Annotated in this window: 15 protein-coding genes and 1 CRISPR repeat array; of the genes, 9 read left to right on the forward strand and 6 right to left on the reverse strand. The window is 69.1% G+C overall.

Features of this window, described 5'->3' with window-relative positions; genetic code table 11:
- Positions 1-39 precede the first annotated feature (39 nt).
- Positions 40-2,600: a CRISPR direct-repeat array (repeat unit 36 nt; unit sequence GCTTCAATGAGGCCCCGGCGGTTGGGCCGGGGAGGC).
- Between the two features lie 452 nt (positions 2,601-3,052).
- Positions 3,053-5,299 (forward strand): formate C-acetyltransferase, encoded by a 2,247-nt coding sequence (gene pflB, locus ABD056_RS03280; protein WP_425545002.1) that lies wholly within the window; start codon positions 3,053-3,055, stop codon positions 5,297-5,299.
- Between the two features lie 14 nt (positions 5,300-5,313).
- Positions 5,314-6,099 carry a pyruvate formate-lyase-activating protein gene (gene pflA / locus ABD056_RS03285; RefSeq protein ID WP_343864372.1) on the forward strand — a complete coding sequence of 262 codons (786 nt, stop codon included), beginning with the start codon at positions 5,314-5,316 and terminating at the stop codon, positions 6,097-6,099.
- 661 nt (positions 6,100-6,760) lie between these two features.
- Here pflA and rpsU read toward each other — a convergent pair.
- Entirely contained in the window at positions 6,761-6,964 is a 204-nt protein-coding gene (gene rpsU / locus ABD056_RS03290) for a 30S ribosomal protein S21 (RefSeq protein ID WP_009542764.1), read from the reverse strand.
- A 206-nt stretch (positions 6,965-7,170) separates the two neighbouring features.
- Between rpsU and def the strand changes: the two genes are divergently transcribed.
- The 3 genes from def (at position 7,171) to ABD056_RS03305 (ending at position 9,273) form a co-directional block, all read left to right on the forward strand.
- The gene (def, locus tag ABD056_RS03295; protein ID WP_343864377.1) at positions 7,171-7,740 is read left to right on the forward strand and encodes a peptide deformylase; all 570 of its coding nucleotides are present in this window, start codon (positions 7,171-7,173) and stop codon (positions 7,738-7,740) included.
- Between the two features lie 32 nt (positions 7,741-7,772).
- The gene (locus tag ABD056_RS03300; protein WP_343864379.1) at positions 7,773-8,432 is read left to right on the forward strand and encodes a COQ9 family protein; all 660 of its coding nucleotides are present in this window, start codon (positions 7,773-7,775) and stop codon (positions 8,430-8,432) included.
- Between the two features lie 70 nt (positions 8,433-8,502).
- Positions 8,503-9,273 (forward strand): SDR family NAD(P)-dependent oxidoreductase, encoded by a 771-nt coding sequence (locus ABD056_RS03305; RefSeq protein WP_343864381.1) that lies wholly within the window; start codon positions 8,503-8,505, stop codon positions 9,271-9,273.
- Positions 9,274-9,280: 7 nt separating this feature from the next.
- Here ABD056_RS03305 and ABD056_RS03310 read toward each other — a convergent pair whose 3' ends face one another.
- The 3 genes from ABD056_RS03310 to purE are packed head-to-tail and all read right to left on the reverse strand — an operon-like array spanning position 9,281 to position 11,461.
- Positions 9,281-9,862 carry a GNAT family N-acetyltransferase gene (locus ABD056_RS03310; RefSeq protein WP_343864383.1) on the reverse strand — a complete coding sequence of 194 codons (582 nt, stop codon included), beginning with the start codon at positions 9,860-9,862 and terminating at the stop codon, positions 9,281-9,283.
- On the reverse strand, positions 9,846-10,973 hold the full coding sequence (locus ABD056_RS03315) for a 5-(carboxyamino)imidazole ribonucleotide synthase (protein ID WP_343864385.1): 1,128 nt from the start codon (positions 10,971-10,973) through the stop codon (positions 9,846-9,848). Before ABD056_RS03315 ends, ABD056_RS03310 begins: the two co-directional genes overlap by 17 nt.
- Positions 10,974-10,978: 5 nt before the next feature.
- Positions 10,979-11,461 carry a 5-(carboxyamino)imidazole ribonucleotide mutase gene (purE, locus tag ABD056_RS03320; RefSeq protein ID WP_343864387.1) on the reverse strand — a complete coding sequence of 161 codons (483 nt, stop codon included), beginning with the start codon at positions 11,459-11,461 and terminating at the stop codon, positions 10,979-10,981.
- 196 nt (positions 11,462-11,657) lie between these two features.
- Between purE and ABD056_RS03325 the strand changes: the two genes are divergently transcribed.
- The gene (locus tag ABD056_RS03325; protein WP_343864389.1) at positions 11,658-12,416 is read left to right on the forward strand and encodes a GGDEF domain-containing protein; all 759 of its coding nucleotides are present in this window, start codon (positions 11,658-11,660) and stop codon (positions 12,414-12,416) included.
- 33 nt (positions 12,417-12,449) lie between these two features.
- Here ABD056_RS03325 and ABD056_RS03330 read toward each other — a convergent pair whose 3' ends face one another.
- Complete coding sequence (locus ABD056_RS03330) at positions 12,450-12,656, reverse strand: YdcH family protein (RefSeq protein WP_343864391.1); 207 nt, start codon at positions 12,654-12,656, stop codon at positions 12,450-12,452.
- Between the two features lie 98 nt (positions 12,657-12,754).
- On the opposite strand from ABD056_RS03330, the gene ABD056_RS03335 reads away from it, so the two are divergent.
- Complete coding sequence (locus ABD056_RS03335) at positions 12,755-13,897, forward strand: ATP-dependent 6-phosphofructokinase (protein WP_343864393.1); 1,143 nt, start codon at positions 12,755-12,757, stop codon at positions 13,895-13,897.
- A gap of 56 nt (positions 13,898-13,953) precedes the next feature.
- On the opposite strand, the gene ABD056_RS03340 is transcribed toward ABD056_RS03335, so the two are convergent.
- Positions 13,954-14,529, reverse strand: a complete 576-nt coding sequence (locus ABD056_RS03340; protein ID WP_343864395.1) for a UbiX family flavin prenyltransferase — start codon at positions 14,527-14,529, stop codon at positions 13,954-13,956.
- Between the two features lie 138 nt (positions 14,530-14,667).
- Between ABD056_RS03340 and ABD056_RS03345 the strand changes: the two genes are divergently transcribed.
- On the forward strand, positions 14,668-14,835 hold the full coding sequence (locus tag ABD056_RS03345) for a YdcH family protein (protein WP_343864397.1): 168 nt from the start codon (positions 14,668-14,670) through the stop codon (positions 14,833-14,835).
- 357 nt (positions 14,836-15,192) lie between these two features.
- A complete protein-coding gene (locus tag ABD056_RS03350; RefSeq protein WP_343864399.1) occupies positions 15,193-17,154 on the forward strand; it encodes a propionyl-CoA synthetase in 1,962 nt (653 codons plus the stop codon).
- The last annotated feature ends 88 nt before the right edge of the window (positions 17,155-17,242 follow it).

The raw sequence follows: 17,242 nt of genomic DNA on the forward strand, positions 1-17,242 counted from the left end.
CGCAGGCGTCGCGCACGCCAGTTGCGGGATGCAGCCGCCGCTTCAATGAGGCCCCGGCGGTTGGGCCGGGGAGGCATTACACCGCCGATCTTGATGCTACACTCCCAAACAGACGCTTCAATGAGGCCCCGGCGGTTGGGCCGGGGAGGCAGGCGTCGCGCACGCCAGTTGCGGGATGCAGCCGCCGCTTCAATGAGGCCCCGGCGGTTGGGCCGGGGAGGCCCGCCGCGTGAGACGGTATAGCGGGCACGGTTTTGCGAAGCTTCAATGAGGCCCCGGCGGTTGGGCCGGGGAGGCATTGTGCCGGCGCTGAAGGCCGGCCGCCTCGTCGTGACGCTTCAATGAGGCCCCGGCGGTTGGGCCGGGGAGGCTTCGTCCACAGTCCTTCGAAACCGTCAGGGTAAACAGCTTCAATGAGGCCCCGGCGGTTGGGCCGGGGAGGCCCAGAACCCGTGAGCCGTTTCGGGCCATCCAGACCCTGCTTCAATGAGGCCCCGGCGGTTGGGCCGGGGAGGCTGATCGACTTCCTCGGCGACGCCCGCGCCAACCACTCCAAGCTTCAATGAGGCCCCGGCGGTTGGGCCGGGGAGGCCCATCCTCCATCTACGATGGACTCGACTCATATCCGGCGCTTCAATGAGGCCCCGGCGGTTGGGCCGGGGAGGCCGGCCCTGGCCCGCGAGGTCTACAGGGCGCCGATCAACGCGCTTCAATGAGGCCCCGGCGGTTGGGCCGGGGAGGCTCCTGCGGCGCCTGAAGGCCGATTTCCGCTTCAAGGAGCTTCAATGAGGCCCCGGCGGTTGGGCCGGGGAGGCAATTATCGGTCATCCGAAGTGCACACTTGCACACTCCCTGCTTCAATGAGGCCCCGGCGGTTGGGCCGGGGAGGCCGTGGGCAATGGGCGTCAGGGCGCGCAGGACGGTCACGGCTTCAATGAGGCCCCGGCGGTTGGGCCGGGGAGGCCTGTCCGGGGTGAACGGCGGGTGCATGTGCTTCACCCGGCTTCAATGAGGCCCCGGCGGTTGGGCCGGGGAGGCCAGTTCGGCAAGCTGAAGGCTGCAAGCACTTCGGCTGCTTCAATGAGGCCCCGGCGGTTGGGCCGGGGAGGCCTACCTCACCGGGGTTAGCCTCTTCGAGTTTCAGCTTGCTTCAATGAGGCCCCGGCGGTTGGGCCGGGGAGGCTCCAGCAGGTGCAGCAGGTCGTGCAGCGGCAGCGCGGCCGCTTCAATGAGGCCCCGGCGGTTGGGCCGGGGAGGCGGTGTCGTGAGGGTTCATCGCAGTGCCCCATGATCGCGTATGCTTCAATGAGGCCCCGGCGGTTGGGCCGGGGAGGCGACCGCGTCCGGCAGCTGCACGTCGGCCATCATCATGCGGCTTCAATGAGGCCCCGGCGGTTGGGCCGGGGAGGCCTCGCCAACTACGTCGTCGCCGTCATCTCGCTGACCTGGCTTCAATGAGGCCCCGGCGGTTGGGCCGGGGAGGCAGGTTGGTAATGACCTTGCGGCGCGCCTTGATGGCCTCGCTTCAATGAGGCCCCGGCGGTTGGGCCGGGGAGGCCTGATCGGTTCGATCTGATAGAGCCGGTCATCGGGCTCGCTTCAATGAGGCCCCGGCGGTTGGGCCGGGGAGGCTGACACAGGCGCTCGGCGTCGTCGCGTCCGCCTTCGCGGTGCTTCAATGAGGCCCCGGCGGTTGGGCCGGGGAGGCAGACATCGCGCGCCGCAACAGCAGAGCGACCGACCTCGCTTCAATGAGGCCCCGGCGGTTGGGCCGGGGAGGCCCGCTTGCGCACCAGCGCATCTGCCAGCCATACGGCGATGACCAGCTTCAATGAGGCCCCGGCGGTTGGGCCGGGGAGGCGCCTCCTGGCTGACGCGCCTGACGCTTCCACCGACCCGCTTCAATGAGGCCCCGGCGGTTGGGCCGGGGAGGCCATGCTGAAAGCTGCCTGTGCCATGCCCTGATTAATCGGGCTTCAATGAGGCCCCGGCGGTTGGGCCGGGGAGGCGGGTGGTTCTGGTACAGCCAGTAGGCCGCCCGCTGCCCGCTTCAATGAGGCCCCGGCGGTTGGGCCGGGGAGGCGTGGCCCAGGTCGGGGTCCGGGTCGGCCATGAAGTTGCTTCAATGAGGCCCCGGCGGTTGGGCCGGGGAGGCATTAGGGTTCCCGGCAATGGTCTGACCTCCTGCAGTTGCTTCAATGAGGCCCCGGCGGTTGGGCCGGGGAGGCGACACCACCCGGAAGACCAGCGTGCGCCGAACCTTGTTGCTTCAATGAGGCCCCGGCGGTTGGGCCGGGGAGGCGGTCCGTGTCCGACGGCCCATCGGCGTATTGACCAGCTTCAATGAGGCCCCGGCGGTTGGGCCGGGGAGGCCGTCTGCCGCCACCATGCTTGCGTCAACCCGCGGCATATGGCTTCAATGAGGCCCCGGCGGTTGGGCCGGGGAGGCCGACACGAAGAAGCCGTACACCGCCTCGGCCGATCTGCTGCTTCAATGAGGCCCCGGCGGTTGGGCCGGGGAGGCCGTGGCGGTCCCGTAGTCGCCGGCCGTGGCGGTCCCCTCGGCTTCAATGAGGCCCCGGCGGTTGGGCCGGGGAGGCGGCGGGCGGGGTTTTGCCCGTTGCGCCAAGGGGCTGCCGGGTCCGCCGCGAGCGGGTGGCAGTCGTTACGATACCATACCATGTCTGCTCCGCCGGTCAAACGCTGAACGGAGCAGGTTTTTCTATCTTCACAATGGCCTAGAGCCACGCGAGCGGGTGCCGGGGAAATGGCAGCACTGGGGCGCTCGCGCATGGGCGGCGGAAATCGCCGCGTGTGAAGTGTACAGGATTATCGGTCCGCGCGGTACTGGGAGCGCACGCCGCCAGGGGGGGGAGGGCAGCGTCTTCGGCTGTCATCCGCCGCTCACCCTGTGCCCCCACTCCTGCTCTCGTCTGACATGCGGCAGGGGAACGGCGGCCCGTAACCATTGCCTAACCGAGTGGTGCTATAGTGCACGGACGAACTGACGGGGGGACACGTCGGACCAAGGCGGGGAAACTGGGAGAGTGTGATGAGCATGCAGGCTGATACCCGCGGTTGGACCGGTTTTCAGGCCGGGCCGTGGCAGGATCGCATCGACGTCCGCGACTTCATCCAGCGCAACTACACCCCCTACGACGGCGACGGCGCCTTCCTGGCCGGCGCCACCGCCCGCACCACCGCCCTGTGGCAGGGGCTGGCGGACCTGCTGAAGGAGGAACGGGCGCGCGGGGTGCTGGCGGTGTCGGCCGACCGGCCGTCGTCCATCCTGGCGCACGAGCCCGGCTACATCGACCGCGAGCGCGAGATCATCGTCGGCCTGCAGACCGATGCGCCGCTCAAGCGCGCCATCATGCCCAACGGCGGCGTCCGCATGGTGGAAGCCGGCCTGCACGCCTATGGGTTCGAGCTGGACCCGGCGGTGAAGGAGATCTGGAGCAAGTACCGCAAAAGCCACAACCAGGGTGTCTTCGACGTCTACAGCCCGGACATCCTGGCCGCCCGCAAGTCGGGCGTCATCACCGGCCTGCCGGACGCCTACGGCCGCGGCCGCATCATCGGCGACTACCGGCGGGTGGCGCTGTACGGCGTCGATGCCCTGCGCGCCGACAAGGAGCGCGAATACCACGAGCTGGACGACGCCGTCTTCACCGAGGAAGTCCTCCGCCTGCGCGAGGAACTGGTGGAACAGTGGCGGGCGCTGGACGAACTGCGGCAGATGGCCGCCCGCTATGGCTTCGACATCTCCCGCCCGGCGGCGACGGCGCACGAGGCGGTGCAGTGGACCTACTTCGCCTATCTGGCGGCGGTGAAGGAACAGAACGGCGCCGCCATGTCCTTCGGCCGCGTCTCCACCTTCCTCGACATCTTCATCGAGCGCGACCGCCTGGCCGGCCGGCTGACGGAGGACCAGGCGCAGGAACTGATCGACGATCTGGTCATCAAGCTGCGGCTGGTGCGCTTCCTGCGCACGCCGGACTATGACCAGCTGTTCTCGGGCGATCCCACCTGGGTGACGGAATGCCTGGGCGGCATGGGCGAGGACGGCCGGCCGCTGGTCACCCGCACCAGCTTCCGCTTCCTCAACACCCTCTACAACCTCGGCCCGGCGCCGGAGCCCAACCTGACGGTGCTGTGGAGCACCGGCCTGCCGCGCGGCTTCAAGACCTTCTGCGCCCGCGTGTCGGTGGATACCAGCGCCATCCAGTACGAGAACGACGACCTCATGCGGCCGCACTGGGGCGACGACTACGGCATCGCCTGCTGCGTCTCGGCCATGCGCATCGGCAAGCAGATGCAGTTCTTCGGCGCCCGCGCCAATCTGGCCAAGGCGCTGCTCTACGCCATCAACGGCGGCGTCGACGAGAATACCGGCCAGACCGTCGCCCACGGCCTCAGCCCCATCAGCGGCGACGTGCTCGACTACGACGAGGTGGTGGCGAAGCTCGACCGCACCATGGACTGGCTGGCGCATACCTACGTCAAGGCGCTGAACGCCATCCACTACATGCACGACAAGTACGCCTACGAACGCATCGAGATGGCGCTGCACGACCGCGACATCCTGCGCACCATGGCCTGCGGCATCGCCGGCCTGTCGGTGGCGGCGGACAGCCTGTCGGCCATCCGTCACGCCCGCGTCCACGTCATCCGCAACGAGGCCGGTCTGGCGGTGGATTACCGGGTGGAGGGCGACTATCCGGCCTACGGCAACAACGACGACCGGGCGGATTCCATCGCCGTCTGGCTGACCGAGACCTTCATGAAGAAGGTGGCGGCGCAGCCGCACTTCTACCGCGAGGCGGTGCCGACCCAGTCGGTGCTGACCATCACCTCCAACGTCGTCTACGGCAAGAAGACCGGCAGCACCCCCGACGGCCGCCGCGCCGGCGAGCCCTTCGCCCCCGGCGCCAACCCCATGAACGGCCGTGACGTGAAGGGCTTCATCGCCGCTGGTGCGTCGGTGGCCAAGCTGCCCTACGCCTGCGCCCTCGACGGCATCAGCTGGACCGCCTCGGCAACGCCCGCCTCCCTCGGCCATTCGCCGCAGGAGCAGGCGGAGAACCTGGTGAACTGCCTGGATGCCTATGGCGGTGCCGGCGGCTTCCATGTCAACGTCAACCTGTTCAACCGCGACACCCTGGTCCACGCCATGGAGCACCCGGAACTCTATCCGCAGCTGACGGTGCGGGTGTCGGGCTATGCGGTGAACTTCGTGAAGCTGACGCGGGAACAGCAGCTGGACGTCATCAACCGCACCTTCCACGCCAGCATGTGACGGAGGCGGCGGCCATGCACGACCTGCACCACGCGGCAGCGCACCTGTCGCAGGCGCTGCACCACGACCCCGACCACGGCTGGCTGCATTCGGTGGAGACCGGGGCGGCGGTGGACGGACCCGGCATCCGCTTCGTCTACTTCCTGTCCGGCTGCCTGTTCCGCTGCGTCTACTGCCACAACCCGGATACCTGGAAGCTGCACAACGGCCGCCGCCTCAGCCTGGACGAGGCGGTGGCGGAGGCGGCCCGCTACGCCGGCTTCCTGCGGGCGGCCGGGGGCGTCACCGTCTCCGGCGGCGAACCGCTGATGCAGGCGCCCTTCGTCGGCCGCCTGCTGCGGCGGCTGAAGGACGAGCACGGCCTGCACACCGCCCTCGACACCCAGGGCTTCCTCCATGCGGAGGTGGAGGACGACTGGTTCGATGCCGTCGATCTGGTCCTGCTCGACATCAAGCACAGCGACCCCGACCGCTACCACCTGCTGACCGGGCAGGAGCTGCAGCCGACCCTGGACTGCGCCCGCCGGCTGGCCGACCTGGGCAAGGCGATGTGGATCCGCTACGTGCTGGTGCCGGGTTGGAGCGACGATACCGCCGACATCGCCCGCCTGGCCAACTTCGTCGCCTCGCTGGGGCCGGTGGTGCAGCGGGTGGAAGTGCTGCCCTTCCACCAGATGGGCGCCCACAAATGGCAGCAACTGGGCCTGCCCTATCCCCTGGCCGACACCCCGGTGCCGACGCTGGAGACGACCGAAGCCTGCCGCCAGCAGTTCCGCGACCGGGGGATTTATACGTTGTGACATGCCCCTCTGCATGTCTCGCCAGGGGCGGCGACAACCTGCGCAAGGCTGGGGAAGGTTTCGCTGCGCCGGATGGCTGTGGTGTGTCAGGAGTTCTGAAGGGGGCGCCACGAGGCTGCTGCCGATGCCGATACAGATGGGCGGAAGGTAAATGCGCCCGTCGTCACCTAGTGAGTGGTGGCAGGCATCCGATCTTGAGGTGAAGCATCTTCCAAGCCTATGCTGGGGCCGCTGCAGCCGCCGTGAGGACCGGGCAAGGAACGCCCCGGCGCTGGGCTCTTCATCGGATCCTGGCAAAGTGGAACGTGGCGTCCCACCTCGGTGGTTGCAGTGCCCGTAAGCGTCGTGCAGTCGTCATGGCGACCGGGAATTGCGTCAGATCCGGCCCTGCCTTCGGCGCTCGTCGATCAGGGTACGCGGGGCGCGGAGTCTGACCTCGGCGACTGCGCAACGTCAGAAGGGCAGGATGCTCCGTTAGTCCCGATGCATCGCGGGAGGATGCCGGAGCCTGTTTCGGGGCATCTATAATCCCCTCTGTACATCCCAGAACGCCGACGGCGCGCCTGGGTCTGAAACCCGGGCACGCCAGATCGGTCGGAGATGTATGCTGTATCAGCCGCCGGTGGCGCCGGGCGCCGGGGCGGCTGGTATCGGCAGGTGCTTAGAAGCCCTCGCGCTCCAGGCGCTTGCGCTCCAGCTTGCGGGCGCGGCGGACGGCCTCGGCCTTCTCGCGCGCCTTCTTCTCCGAGGGCTTCTCGAAGGAACGGCGGAGCTTCATTTCACGGAAGATGCCCTCACGCTGCATCTTCTTCTTGAGCGCCTTCAGAGCCTGATCGACATTGTTGTCACGAACGAGAACCTGCACGGAACCCCATCTCCTTTCCAAAAACACTAAGTCGCGGCCTGGCAGCACCAAAGGGCGGCGCCAGCCGCGGATCGGTTTTCCTGACCGAAGGGCGCAAATAATAACAGCACCGCACCGATCTGTGAAGGGGGTGCAGGCATTATCATGGTGGGTCCGCGGGCAGGGGCCCTGTTTACGGACTGCGCGGAGGCGAGCATAGTACAGTCATGGCCATTCTGAAAATCGCAAAGATGGGTCACCCGGTGCTGCGCACCCGCGCCGCCGAGGTTCCCGACCCCACCGCCCCCGAAATCGCCCGCCTAGTGCGCGACATGGAAGAGACCATGGCCGATGCCGGCGGCGTCGGGCTGGCGGCGCCGCAGGTGCATGTGCCGCTGCGGGTGGTGGTGTTCTACGTGCCCGCCGGCCGCAGCGAGGACGGCCGCCCGGTGCCGCTCACCACCCTCATAAACCCGGTGATCGAGCCGCTGGACGAGGCCACCGCCGACGGCTGGGAAGGCTGCCTGTCGGTGCCCGGCATGACCGGCCTGGTGCCCCGCTTCAGCCGCATCCGCTACCGCGGCGTCACCCCGGCCGGCGGCGAGATCGACCGCGAGGCATCCGGGTTCCATGCCCGCGTCGTACAGCATGAGTGCGACCATCTCGACGGCACCCTCTACCCGATGCGCATGCGCGACTTGACGACCTTCGGGTTCGTGGACGAGATGAAGCGCGGCGCGGTGGAGCCGGCCACCGCCGCCGACGAAGATGATGACGACCAGGACGAGGCCGGCTGACCGGCCCAGGCGCGACGAAAGGACCCTGACCCATGGATCTCACCGAGTCCCGCGACCGCGTGGTGGAGCGCGCCCTCATCCACGTGCCGTTCGACGGCTGGAGCATGAAGACCCTGCGCCACGCCTGCGAGGACGAGGGACTCGGCGCCGGCGCGGCCGAGCGGCTGTTCCCCGGCGGGGTGATCGAGGCGGTGGAGCATTTCTCCGACCTCGCCGACCGCCTGATGGCGGCGGACATGGCGGCGGAGGACCTCTCCGGCCTGCACACCGCCTCCCGCCTCAAGCGCGGCATCCAGCTGCGGCTGCAGCGCTGGACCGGCGAGCGCGAGTCGATTCGCCGCGCCGTCGCCATGCTCGCCCTGCCGCAATACACCGCCACCGGCCTGCGCATGACGGGCCGCACGGTGGATGCCCTGTGGCGGGCGGCGGGCGATCACAGCGCCGATTTCTCGTGGTACACCAAGCGCGCCACCCTGGCGCCGGTCTATTCCACCACGCTGCTGTACTGGTTCGAGGACAAGTCGGACGATTTCGCCGACACCTGGGATTTCCTCGACCGCCAGTTCCGCACCGTCGGCGCCGTGCCGGCCATGACCGGGCGGGTGCGCAAGACCCTCGGCCGCCTGCCCAACCCCTTGCGCCTGATGCCCCGCCTGCCGCGGGTGCCGAAGCCGAAGTTCCGCAGCCTGTAAGGGCTCCCGTCATCCCCGGCGACCTCCGGCGCGTAGGTAGAAGACCTGCCACGCCGCCAGAGGAGCCGCCATGTACGCCATCGCCTGGGTGACCGGAGCCAGTTCCGGCATCGGCCGCGCCACCGCCCTGCGGCTGGCGGCCGCCGGAACGCGGGTGGCCGCCTCGGCGCGGTCGGAAGGCGCCCTGCTGGCCCTGCACGAGGAGGCGGCGCGGGCCGGCGGCGACATCCGCCCTTACCCCCTCGACGTCACCGACCTTGCCGCCTGCCGCGCCGTCGCCGGCCGCGTCGAGGACGACCTCGGCCCCCTCGACCTCGCCCTGTTCGTCGCCGGCACCGACGTGCCCATGGATGCCGCCAGCTTCTCCGCCGAGACGGCGGCGCAGGTGATGGCGGTCAACTACGAGGGCACGGTGAACTGCCTGGATGCGGTGCTGCCGCCGTTCCGCCGCCGCCGCCACGGCCGCATCGGGGTGATGGCGTCTGTGGCCGGTTACCGCGGCTTTCCCGGCTTCGCATCCTACGGGCCCAGCAAGGCGGCGCTCATCAACCTGTGCGAAAGCCTCTATGCCGAGTTGCGGGGGGAGGGCATCCGCCTGTCGGTCATCAATCCGTGGTTCGTGAAGACGCGCCTGACCGTCGGCGTGCGCTCGCCCATGCCCTTTGCCATCTCGCCGGAGCGGGCGGCGCGGGAGATCGTGCGCGGGCTGGCCTGCGACAGCTTCGAGATCCTGGTGCCGCGGGAGATCGCCGGCCAGCTGAAGGCGACTCGGGCGCTGCCCGACGCGCTCTACCTGCCGCTCGCCCGCACCCTGGCGGCGCTGCGGTCGGCGGCCGACTGAGGGCGCCCTACAGGGCCGGCAGCACGTCGCCGCGCACGGCGGCATAGAGGTGATCGTCGCGCCATTCGCCGCGGCGGCAGGCGTGGCGGCGCAGGGTGCCCTCCCGCCGCATGCCGATACGCTCCATCACCCGCCAGGAAGCCTCGTTGTCGACGTCGGCCACCGCCCACACCCGTTCGAACCCGGCGTCGTCGGACAGGGCGAAGCGCAGCACCATGGCGGCGGCTTCGGTCATGTAGCCCTTGCCCTGCTGCCCGGCATCCAGGCCCCAGCCCATGTCGGCGGCGGCGTTTGCGGCGTCGCGGGTGCGCAGTTCGATGGTGCCGCAGATGCGCTGCAGGGCCAGCGGCTCGATGGCCCACAGCCAGCGGTCGGGGGCATCGGCGTCGGCCATGCGGGCGGCATGGAACTCGGCCACCGCCCCGGCGGTCAGCGGCGGTAGCGGCAGCCAGCGCCAGAACGCCGGGTCGACGGCATAGCGCTGCATCTCCGCCAGATCATCCACCCGCAGCGGCCGCAGCAGCAGCCGCGCCGATTTCAGGGCGCGGCCGGGCTTGGGCAGGGCGACGGCATCACCCGTGATGGCCATCGTCCGACAGCGGCAGCAGGTAGTTGATGTGCCCCATCTTGCGCCCCGGCCGCGTCTCCGCCTTGCCGTAGAGGTGGACGTGGGCGGTGGCGTCGGACATGGCGCCCTGCCACAGGGCGACATCGTCGCCGATGAGGTTCTTCATGCGGCAGTCGCAGCGCCGCAGCGGGCTGCCGAGCGGCAAGCCGCACACGGCGCGCACCAGCTGCTCGAACTGGCCGGTCAGGCAGGCGTCCATGGTCCAGTGGCCGGAGTTGTGGGGTCGCGGCGCCATCTCGTTGACCAGCACGTGGCCGTCGCGGGTGACGAACATCTCCACCGCCAGCAGGCCCACCAGTTCCAGCGCCTCCGCCGCCTTGCGGGCGACGGCGACGGCGTCCACCAGCGTCTTGCGTCCGCGCGGGCCGGTGATCGGCGCCGGCGCGATGGTGGTGTCGAGGATGTGGTGGACGTGGACGTTCTCCACCGGGTCATAGGGCGCCACATGGCCGTCCAGCCCGCGGGCGACGATGACGCTGATCTCGCGCTCGAAGTCGACGAAGCCTTCCAGGATGGCGGCGTCGGTCTTCAGCGACGCCCAGGCGGCGGCGAGGTCGCAGCCGGCGTCGACCTTCACCTGGCCCTTGCCGTCGTAGCCCATGCGGGCGGTCTTCAGCACCGCCGGGCGGCCGAGGTCGGCGACGGCGGCCTCCAGGTCGGCAAGGCTGTGGACGGCCCGCCAGGGGGCGGTGGCGATGCCGATGCCGTTGAAGAAGGCTTTCTCGCGCAGGCGGTCCTGGCCGGTTTCCAGGATATGGGCGCCCGGCCGCACCGGCACGCGGGCGGCCAGGAAGGTCACCGGCGCCAGCGGGATGTTCTCGAACTCGTAGGTCACCACGTCGACGGCGGCGGCGAAGGCGGCCAGCGCCGCCTCGTCGTCGAAGGCGGCGCAGGTGACGGCGGCGGCCACCTGGGCGGCCGGCTCGTCATCGTGCTGGCAGAAGATGTGGACGCGGTAGCCGAGCTGCGCCGCGGCCAGCGCCGTCATGCGGCCAAGCTGGCCGCCGCCCAGGATGCCGATGGTGCTGCCCGGCGGCAGCAGCGGGGCGGAGCGCGAGGCGGAGGTGGTCATGGCGATCAGGTCTCGTCGACGGGCGCTTCGGCGACGGCGGCGGTCTGGCGGGCGCGGAAGGCGTCCAGCTTCTGCGCCACCTCGGGGTTCATGAGGGCGATGACCGACCCGGCCATCAGGCCGGCGTTGACGGCCCCGGCGCGGCCGATGGCGAGCGTGCCCACCGGCACGCCGGCCGGCATCTGCACGATGGAGAGCAGGCTGTCCATGCCGTTCAGCGCCTTGGACTGCACCGGCACGCCGAACACCGGCAGCGGCGTCATGCTGGCCGCCATGCCGGGCAGGTGGGCGGCACCGCCGGCCCCGGCGATGATGCACTTGAGGCCGCGGTCGCGGGCGGTGGTGGCGTACTCCACCAGCCGCTGCGGCGTGCGGTGGGCGGAGACGATCTTCACCTCGTGGCTGACGCCAAGCTCCGTCAGCACGTCGACGGCGTGGCGCATGGTTTCCCAGTCCGACTGGCTGCCCATGATGATGCCGACGTCCATGGCGCGCTTCCTTTCGCTTCAGCATCCGCGGAAAGCGGGGATTATAGGCAGCCGCGCCGGCCCTGCAAGGCCGCTTCCGGGCGAATGCGGCGCCGGCGGGGTGGAAGTCGGCCGATGCGCCCCCACTTCGCCGATGCTAGAGTGATCGTCACCGCCGCCGAAGGCGCGGCGGGGCGAGCGGGGAAGGGGGACTGACATGGCTGACATCAACCGGCCGCCGCCGTCGCCGCCGGTGTCGTGGAACGGCGGCGGCAACCCGCAGCAGCAGGGCCGTCGGCGCGCCTTTCGCCAGGCGGTGGACGCCTATGGCGGCACGCCGCTGGTGGAGCCGCAGGATACCCTGTCCATCCACGGCATCCCGCCGCGCGACCTGACCGAGCCGGTGCGCCGCGTCATCGACGACCTGATGGCCGAGATCGAACGCCTGCGCTGGGCGGTGGAGCAGAGCGAGGGCCGGCAGGCTTATCTTGAGGGGCTGGCGGACCGCGACTCCGTGCTGCCGGTGCTCAACCGCCGCGCCTTCGAGCGCGAGGTGGGGCTGCTGATCGGCCGCCTGGGGGCCGATCCGGCCTCGCCGCCGCCGGTGCTGGCGGCGTTCTACCTGGAGAATTTCGAGGAGCTGCACCTGCGCCTGGGCCTGGATGCGGCGGAAACGGCGCTGCGCCATGTGGCGGAGACGCTGCTGACCCATGTGCGCCAGTCGGATGTGGTGGGGGCGCTGGGCGGCGCGGGGGTGGGCGTGGTGCTCACCCTGGCCGACGAGGCGGCGGTGCGGGAAAAGGCGGCGCGGCTGCGTCAGGCGGTGTCGGCGTGGCCGCCGCGGCACAGCGACGCGGTGCTGCCGCTGGCGGTGCGCTTCGGGCTGGTGCGCCTGCGGGGCGACATGAGCGTGGCCCACGCGCTCGCCCTGGTCGACGACCGGCTGCGGCAGGGTCTGGACGACGCGATGGCGTGAAAGGGGCACCCGGCCTGCAACCGCGAGGGCGGTTCAGGCGATGATATCGGGATGCAACTTGGACTCGACGTAGGAAATCTCGTCTTTCAGGCTCAGCTTCTTCTTCTTCAGACGCTGCATCTGCAGCTGATCGAACGGCGCCCGCTCCAGAAGCCGCGCGATCACGTCATCCAGGTCCCGGTGTTCCTGTTTCAGCTCCGTCAGGCGGAGGCGCAGGCGCTCGGTCTCGTCGTCGATCATAATGCTCTGGCCTGAAAAGATTTAACGCCTTTGACACTACCAGATGCAGGTCTAAAAAGGTATGCAGTATCGCGGTCATCGTGGGAGACAGTGCTGACATGACGAAGCCCATCAAACGCATCGGCGTGCTGACCAGCGGCGGCGACTGCGCCGGCCTGAACGCGGTGATCCGCGCCGCCGCCTTCCGTGCCATCCGCACCTACGGCTGGGAAGTGTTCGGCATCGTCGACGGCACCATGGGCCTGATGAACCGGCCGCTGCAGTACCGCACGCTGGACATGCACTTCTTCACCGGCAATCACCTGCGGGAAGGCGGCACCATGCTGGGGACGACCAACAAGGGCGACCCCTTCAACTTCCCCATGCCCGACGGCAGCCGCCGCGACCGCTCCGGCGATTTCGTCGAGGGGGTTAAGCTGCTGGGTCTGGACGCGCTGGTGGTCATCGGCGGCGACGGCAGCATGCGCATCGTCTCCAAGCTGTGCGCGGCCGGCAACATCGGCATGGTCGGCGTGCCGAAGACCATCGACAACGACGTCCACTGCACCGACACCTCGGTCGGCTTCTCCACCGCCGCCAACGTGGTGACGGAAGCGCTCGACCGCCTGCAGCCGACGGCGGCCAGCCACCACCGGGTGATGATCCTGGAAGTGATGGGCCGCGATGCCGGCCACATCGCCCTCAACGCCGGCATCGCCGGCGGCGCCGACGTCATCCTGATCCCGGAAGTGCCCTACACGCTGGAAGGCGTGGCCGACAAGATCAAGGAAGTGCTGCACGGCGAAGGCCGCAGTCACGCCCTGGTGGTGGTGGCCGAAGGCTGCAAGACGGCCGAAGGCGACGTGCCGACCGTGTCCTACACCGGCGGCCAGCAGCGCTACGGCGGCATCGGCCACTACCTGACGCAGCAGATCGCCGACCTGACCGGCGCCGAAACCCGCGTCACCATCCTCGGCCACGTCCAGCGCGGCGGCACCCCGTCCATGCACGACCGCCTGCTGGCCTCGGCCTTCGGCGTCCATGCGGTGGACCTGGTGGCGCAGCGCAAGTTCGGCCGCATGGTGGCGTGGCGCGACCGCAGCGTCATCGACGTGCCGCTCGACAGCGTCACTATCGGCCCGCGCTCGCTCGATCCCAACGGCGCGCTGGTCCACACCGCCCGCGGCCTCGGCATCTACTGCGGCGAGTTCGGCGAGGACATGGAAAGCCCGCGCGACTGCTGCGGCGGCGAGAGCATCTGACGGCACGGCACGGCGGGGCGGCGGCCGGGGCGAGGGGCTCCGGCCGTCCGGTCCGTTCAGCCGCCGCCCCAGCGGCGGACCACGCCGGCATCCAGCCCGAACAGGTCCAGCGCCCGGCCGACCGAGTGATTGACGATGTCGTCCAGCGTCTGCGGCCGCGAATAGAACGCCGGCACCGGCGGCGCCACGATGGCGCCCATCTCCGTCACCGCCGCCATGGACCGGATGTGGCCGAGGTGCAGCGGCGTTTCCCGCACCATCAGCACCAGCCGGCGGCGCTCCTTCAGGGTGACGTCGGCGGCGCGGGTGAGCAGGTTGGAGGCGGTGCCGGCGGCGATCTCCGACAGGGTGCGGACGGAGCACGGCGCCACCAGCATGCCAAGGGTGCGGAACGATCCCGACGACGGCGCCGCCGCCAGATCGCCATGGCGGTGGTAGACATCGGCCAGGGCGCGCACGGCAGCGACCTTCATGTCGCATTCATGGGCGAGTGTCACCTCCGCCGCCTCGGACATGACCAGATGAGTCTCCACATCCAGCTCGCGCAGGATCTCCAGCGCCCGCACGCCGAAGATGATGCCGGAGGCGCCGGTTATTCCGACAATTACGCGGGGTCTTGTCATGGTGTTCATGAAGCTGTGTCCGAGCGGCCTGTATGGGTAATAATGTGAAAGTCATACGGTCACAACAGTTTAACAGATTGCCTGGAATCTGTTCCCGGAATGGCGTACCATCGTTGGCGTACCATATCGGTAAGACGGAGGTTTGCCATGGGCTATGACGCTCGGTTCGACGCTCTGAATACCAAGCATGCGACGCTGGAAGCTCAGCTGCAGGAGGAGGTTCGTCGGCCGAACCCCGATACCGCCATGGTGGCCATCATCAAGAGGCAGAAGCTCAAGATAAAGGACGAACTGGCCCGCATGTCGCGCCACTGAGGGCGCGCGGAACCGGTTCGCGAGGGAAAGCAGACTCCCCGGAAGACACCATAGACCTGATGTTCCGACGGGCCGGCGCGGCCGCCCCGTGAATTCAGCGCCCAGAGCGCCAGCCAGCCACAGAAGCCCGCAAATGAGAGGCAGTGGCGGCATACTCGATGAAGGCCTCGACCGCAGCGGCGGCGAGGCCTTTTCGTTTGCCGTCAAGTCGCCGAACGCACTCCGATTGTCGGACCGAGCGACATTTTCTTGATCCTTCACCCCATCGGCGTGAACATTTATGCATAAGCGCCCTTTCCTTGGCGCAACGATTGATGCAAACTCCCCGCACACATCGGAGGGGCTTCCGATGGGCCGGTGTCCCGGCGCCGGCCGGAAAGGCAGAGGTCACCAAAAAAGGAACGAAGTCAGGTCATGACCAGTCCGTATCAAGCCGCCCACGAGCGCTCGCTGAAGGACCCGGAAGGTTTCTGGGGGGAAGCCGCCAAGCAGATTACCTGGTCCAAGCCCGCGGACAAGGTGCTCGACGACAGCAACGCGCCGCTCTATCGCTGGTTCGCCGGCGGCGAGCTGAACACCTGCTACAACGCGGTGGACCGGCACGTCGAGGGCGGCCGCGGCGAGCAGGCGGCCGTCATTTATGACAGCCCCATCACCGGCGCCAAGCGCACCATCTCCTATTCCCAGCTGCAGGATCTGGTGTCGCGCTTTGCCGGCGCGCTGGCTGCGCAGGGCGTGGGCAAGGGCGACCGCGTCATCCTCTACATGCCGATGATCCCGGAAAGCGTCGTCGCCATGCTGGCCTGCGCCCGCCTGGGCGCGGTGCATTCGGTGGTGTTCGGCGGCTTCGCGGCGCATGAACTGGCGACCCGCATCAACGACGCCCAGCCGAAGGCGATCATCGCCGCCTCCTGCGGCCTGGAGCCCAACCGCACCGTCGCCTACAAGCCGATGGTCGACGAGGCCATCCGGCAGGCGGCGCACAAGCCTGACACCGTTATCGTCTTCCAGCGCGAGCAGTGCCGGGCCGAGCTGCAGCCGGGCCGCGACCACGACTGGGCCGACCTGATGGCCACTGCCGCGCCGCATCCCTGCGTGCCGGTGGCGGCGACCGATCCGCTCTACATCCTCTACACCTCCGGCACCACCGGCCAGCCCAAGGGCGTGGTGCGCGACAACGGCGGCCATGCGGTGGCGCTGAAGTACACCATGGGCGCGCTCTATGACGTGCAGCCCGGCGACGTGTACTGGGCGGCCTCCGACGTGGGCTGGGTGGTCGGCCACTCCTACATCGTCTACGGGCCGCTGCTGCACGGCTGCACCACCCTGGTGTTCGAGGGCAAGCCGGTCGGCACGCCCGATGCCGGCACCTTCTGGCGGGTGATCGAGGAACACAACGTCAAGGTGCTGTTCACGGCGCCGACCGCCTTCCGCGCCATCCGTCGCGAAGACCCGAACGGCGAGTTCCTGAAGAAGTACTCGACCAAGAGCCTGACCGCCCTCTATCTGGCCGGCGAGCGTTCCGACCCGGAGACGCTGAAGTGGGCCGAGCAGATGCTGAACGTGCCGGTGATCGACCACTGGTGGCAGACCGAAACCGGCTGGGCCATCTGCGGCAATCCCAAGGGGCTGGAGCTGTTCCCGGTCAAGCACGGTTCGCCGACCAAGGCCATGCCGGGCTGGGACGTGCAGGTGCTGGGCGAGGACCATCAGCCGGTGGCGCCGACCCAGATCGGCGCCCTGGTGTGCAAGCTGCCGCTGCCTCCGGGCACCCTGCCGACCCTGTGGAATGCCGAGCAGCGCTATCGCGACGCCTACCTGTCGGAATACCCCGGCTACTACAAGACGGGCGACGCCGGCTTCGTCGACGATGACGGCTATGTCTACGTCATGACCCGCACCGACGACGTCATCAACGTCGCCGGCCACCGCCTGTCCACCGGCGCCATGGAAGAGGTGCTGGCCAAGCACCCCGACGTGGCCGAATGCGCCGTCATCGGCGTTGCCGACGACCTCAAGGGCCAGACGCCGCTCGGCTTCGTCTGCCTGAAGGCCGGCGTGGACCGCGACGAGGCGGACATCGTCAAGGAACTGGTCAAGCTGGTGCGCGACGAGATCGGCCCGGTGGCCGCCTTCAAGCAGGCCATCGTGGTCAAGCGCCTGCCGAAGACCCGCTCCGGCAAGATCCTGCGCGGCACCATGCAGAAGATGGCCGACAACCAGGATGTGAAGGTGCCGCCGACCATCGACGATCCCGACATCCTGCCGGAAATCGAAGAGGCGCTGGAGAACATCGGCCTCGGCAAGAAGCGCGGCTGATCCCTCCACCGATATCGACGGTGACAGGGCAGGGGCCCGGCGGCAGCGCCGGGCCCCTTGCCTTTGCCCCGGCGGTGTCCGGCGGCGG

It is taken from the genome of Caenispirillum bisanense, assembly GCF_039523075.1.
GTDB lineage: Bacteria > Pseudomonadota > Alphaproteobacteria > Rhodospirillales > Rhodospirillaceae > Caenispirillum > Caenispirillum bisanense.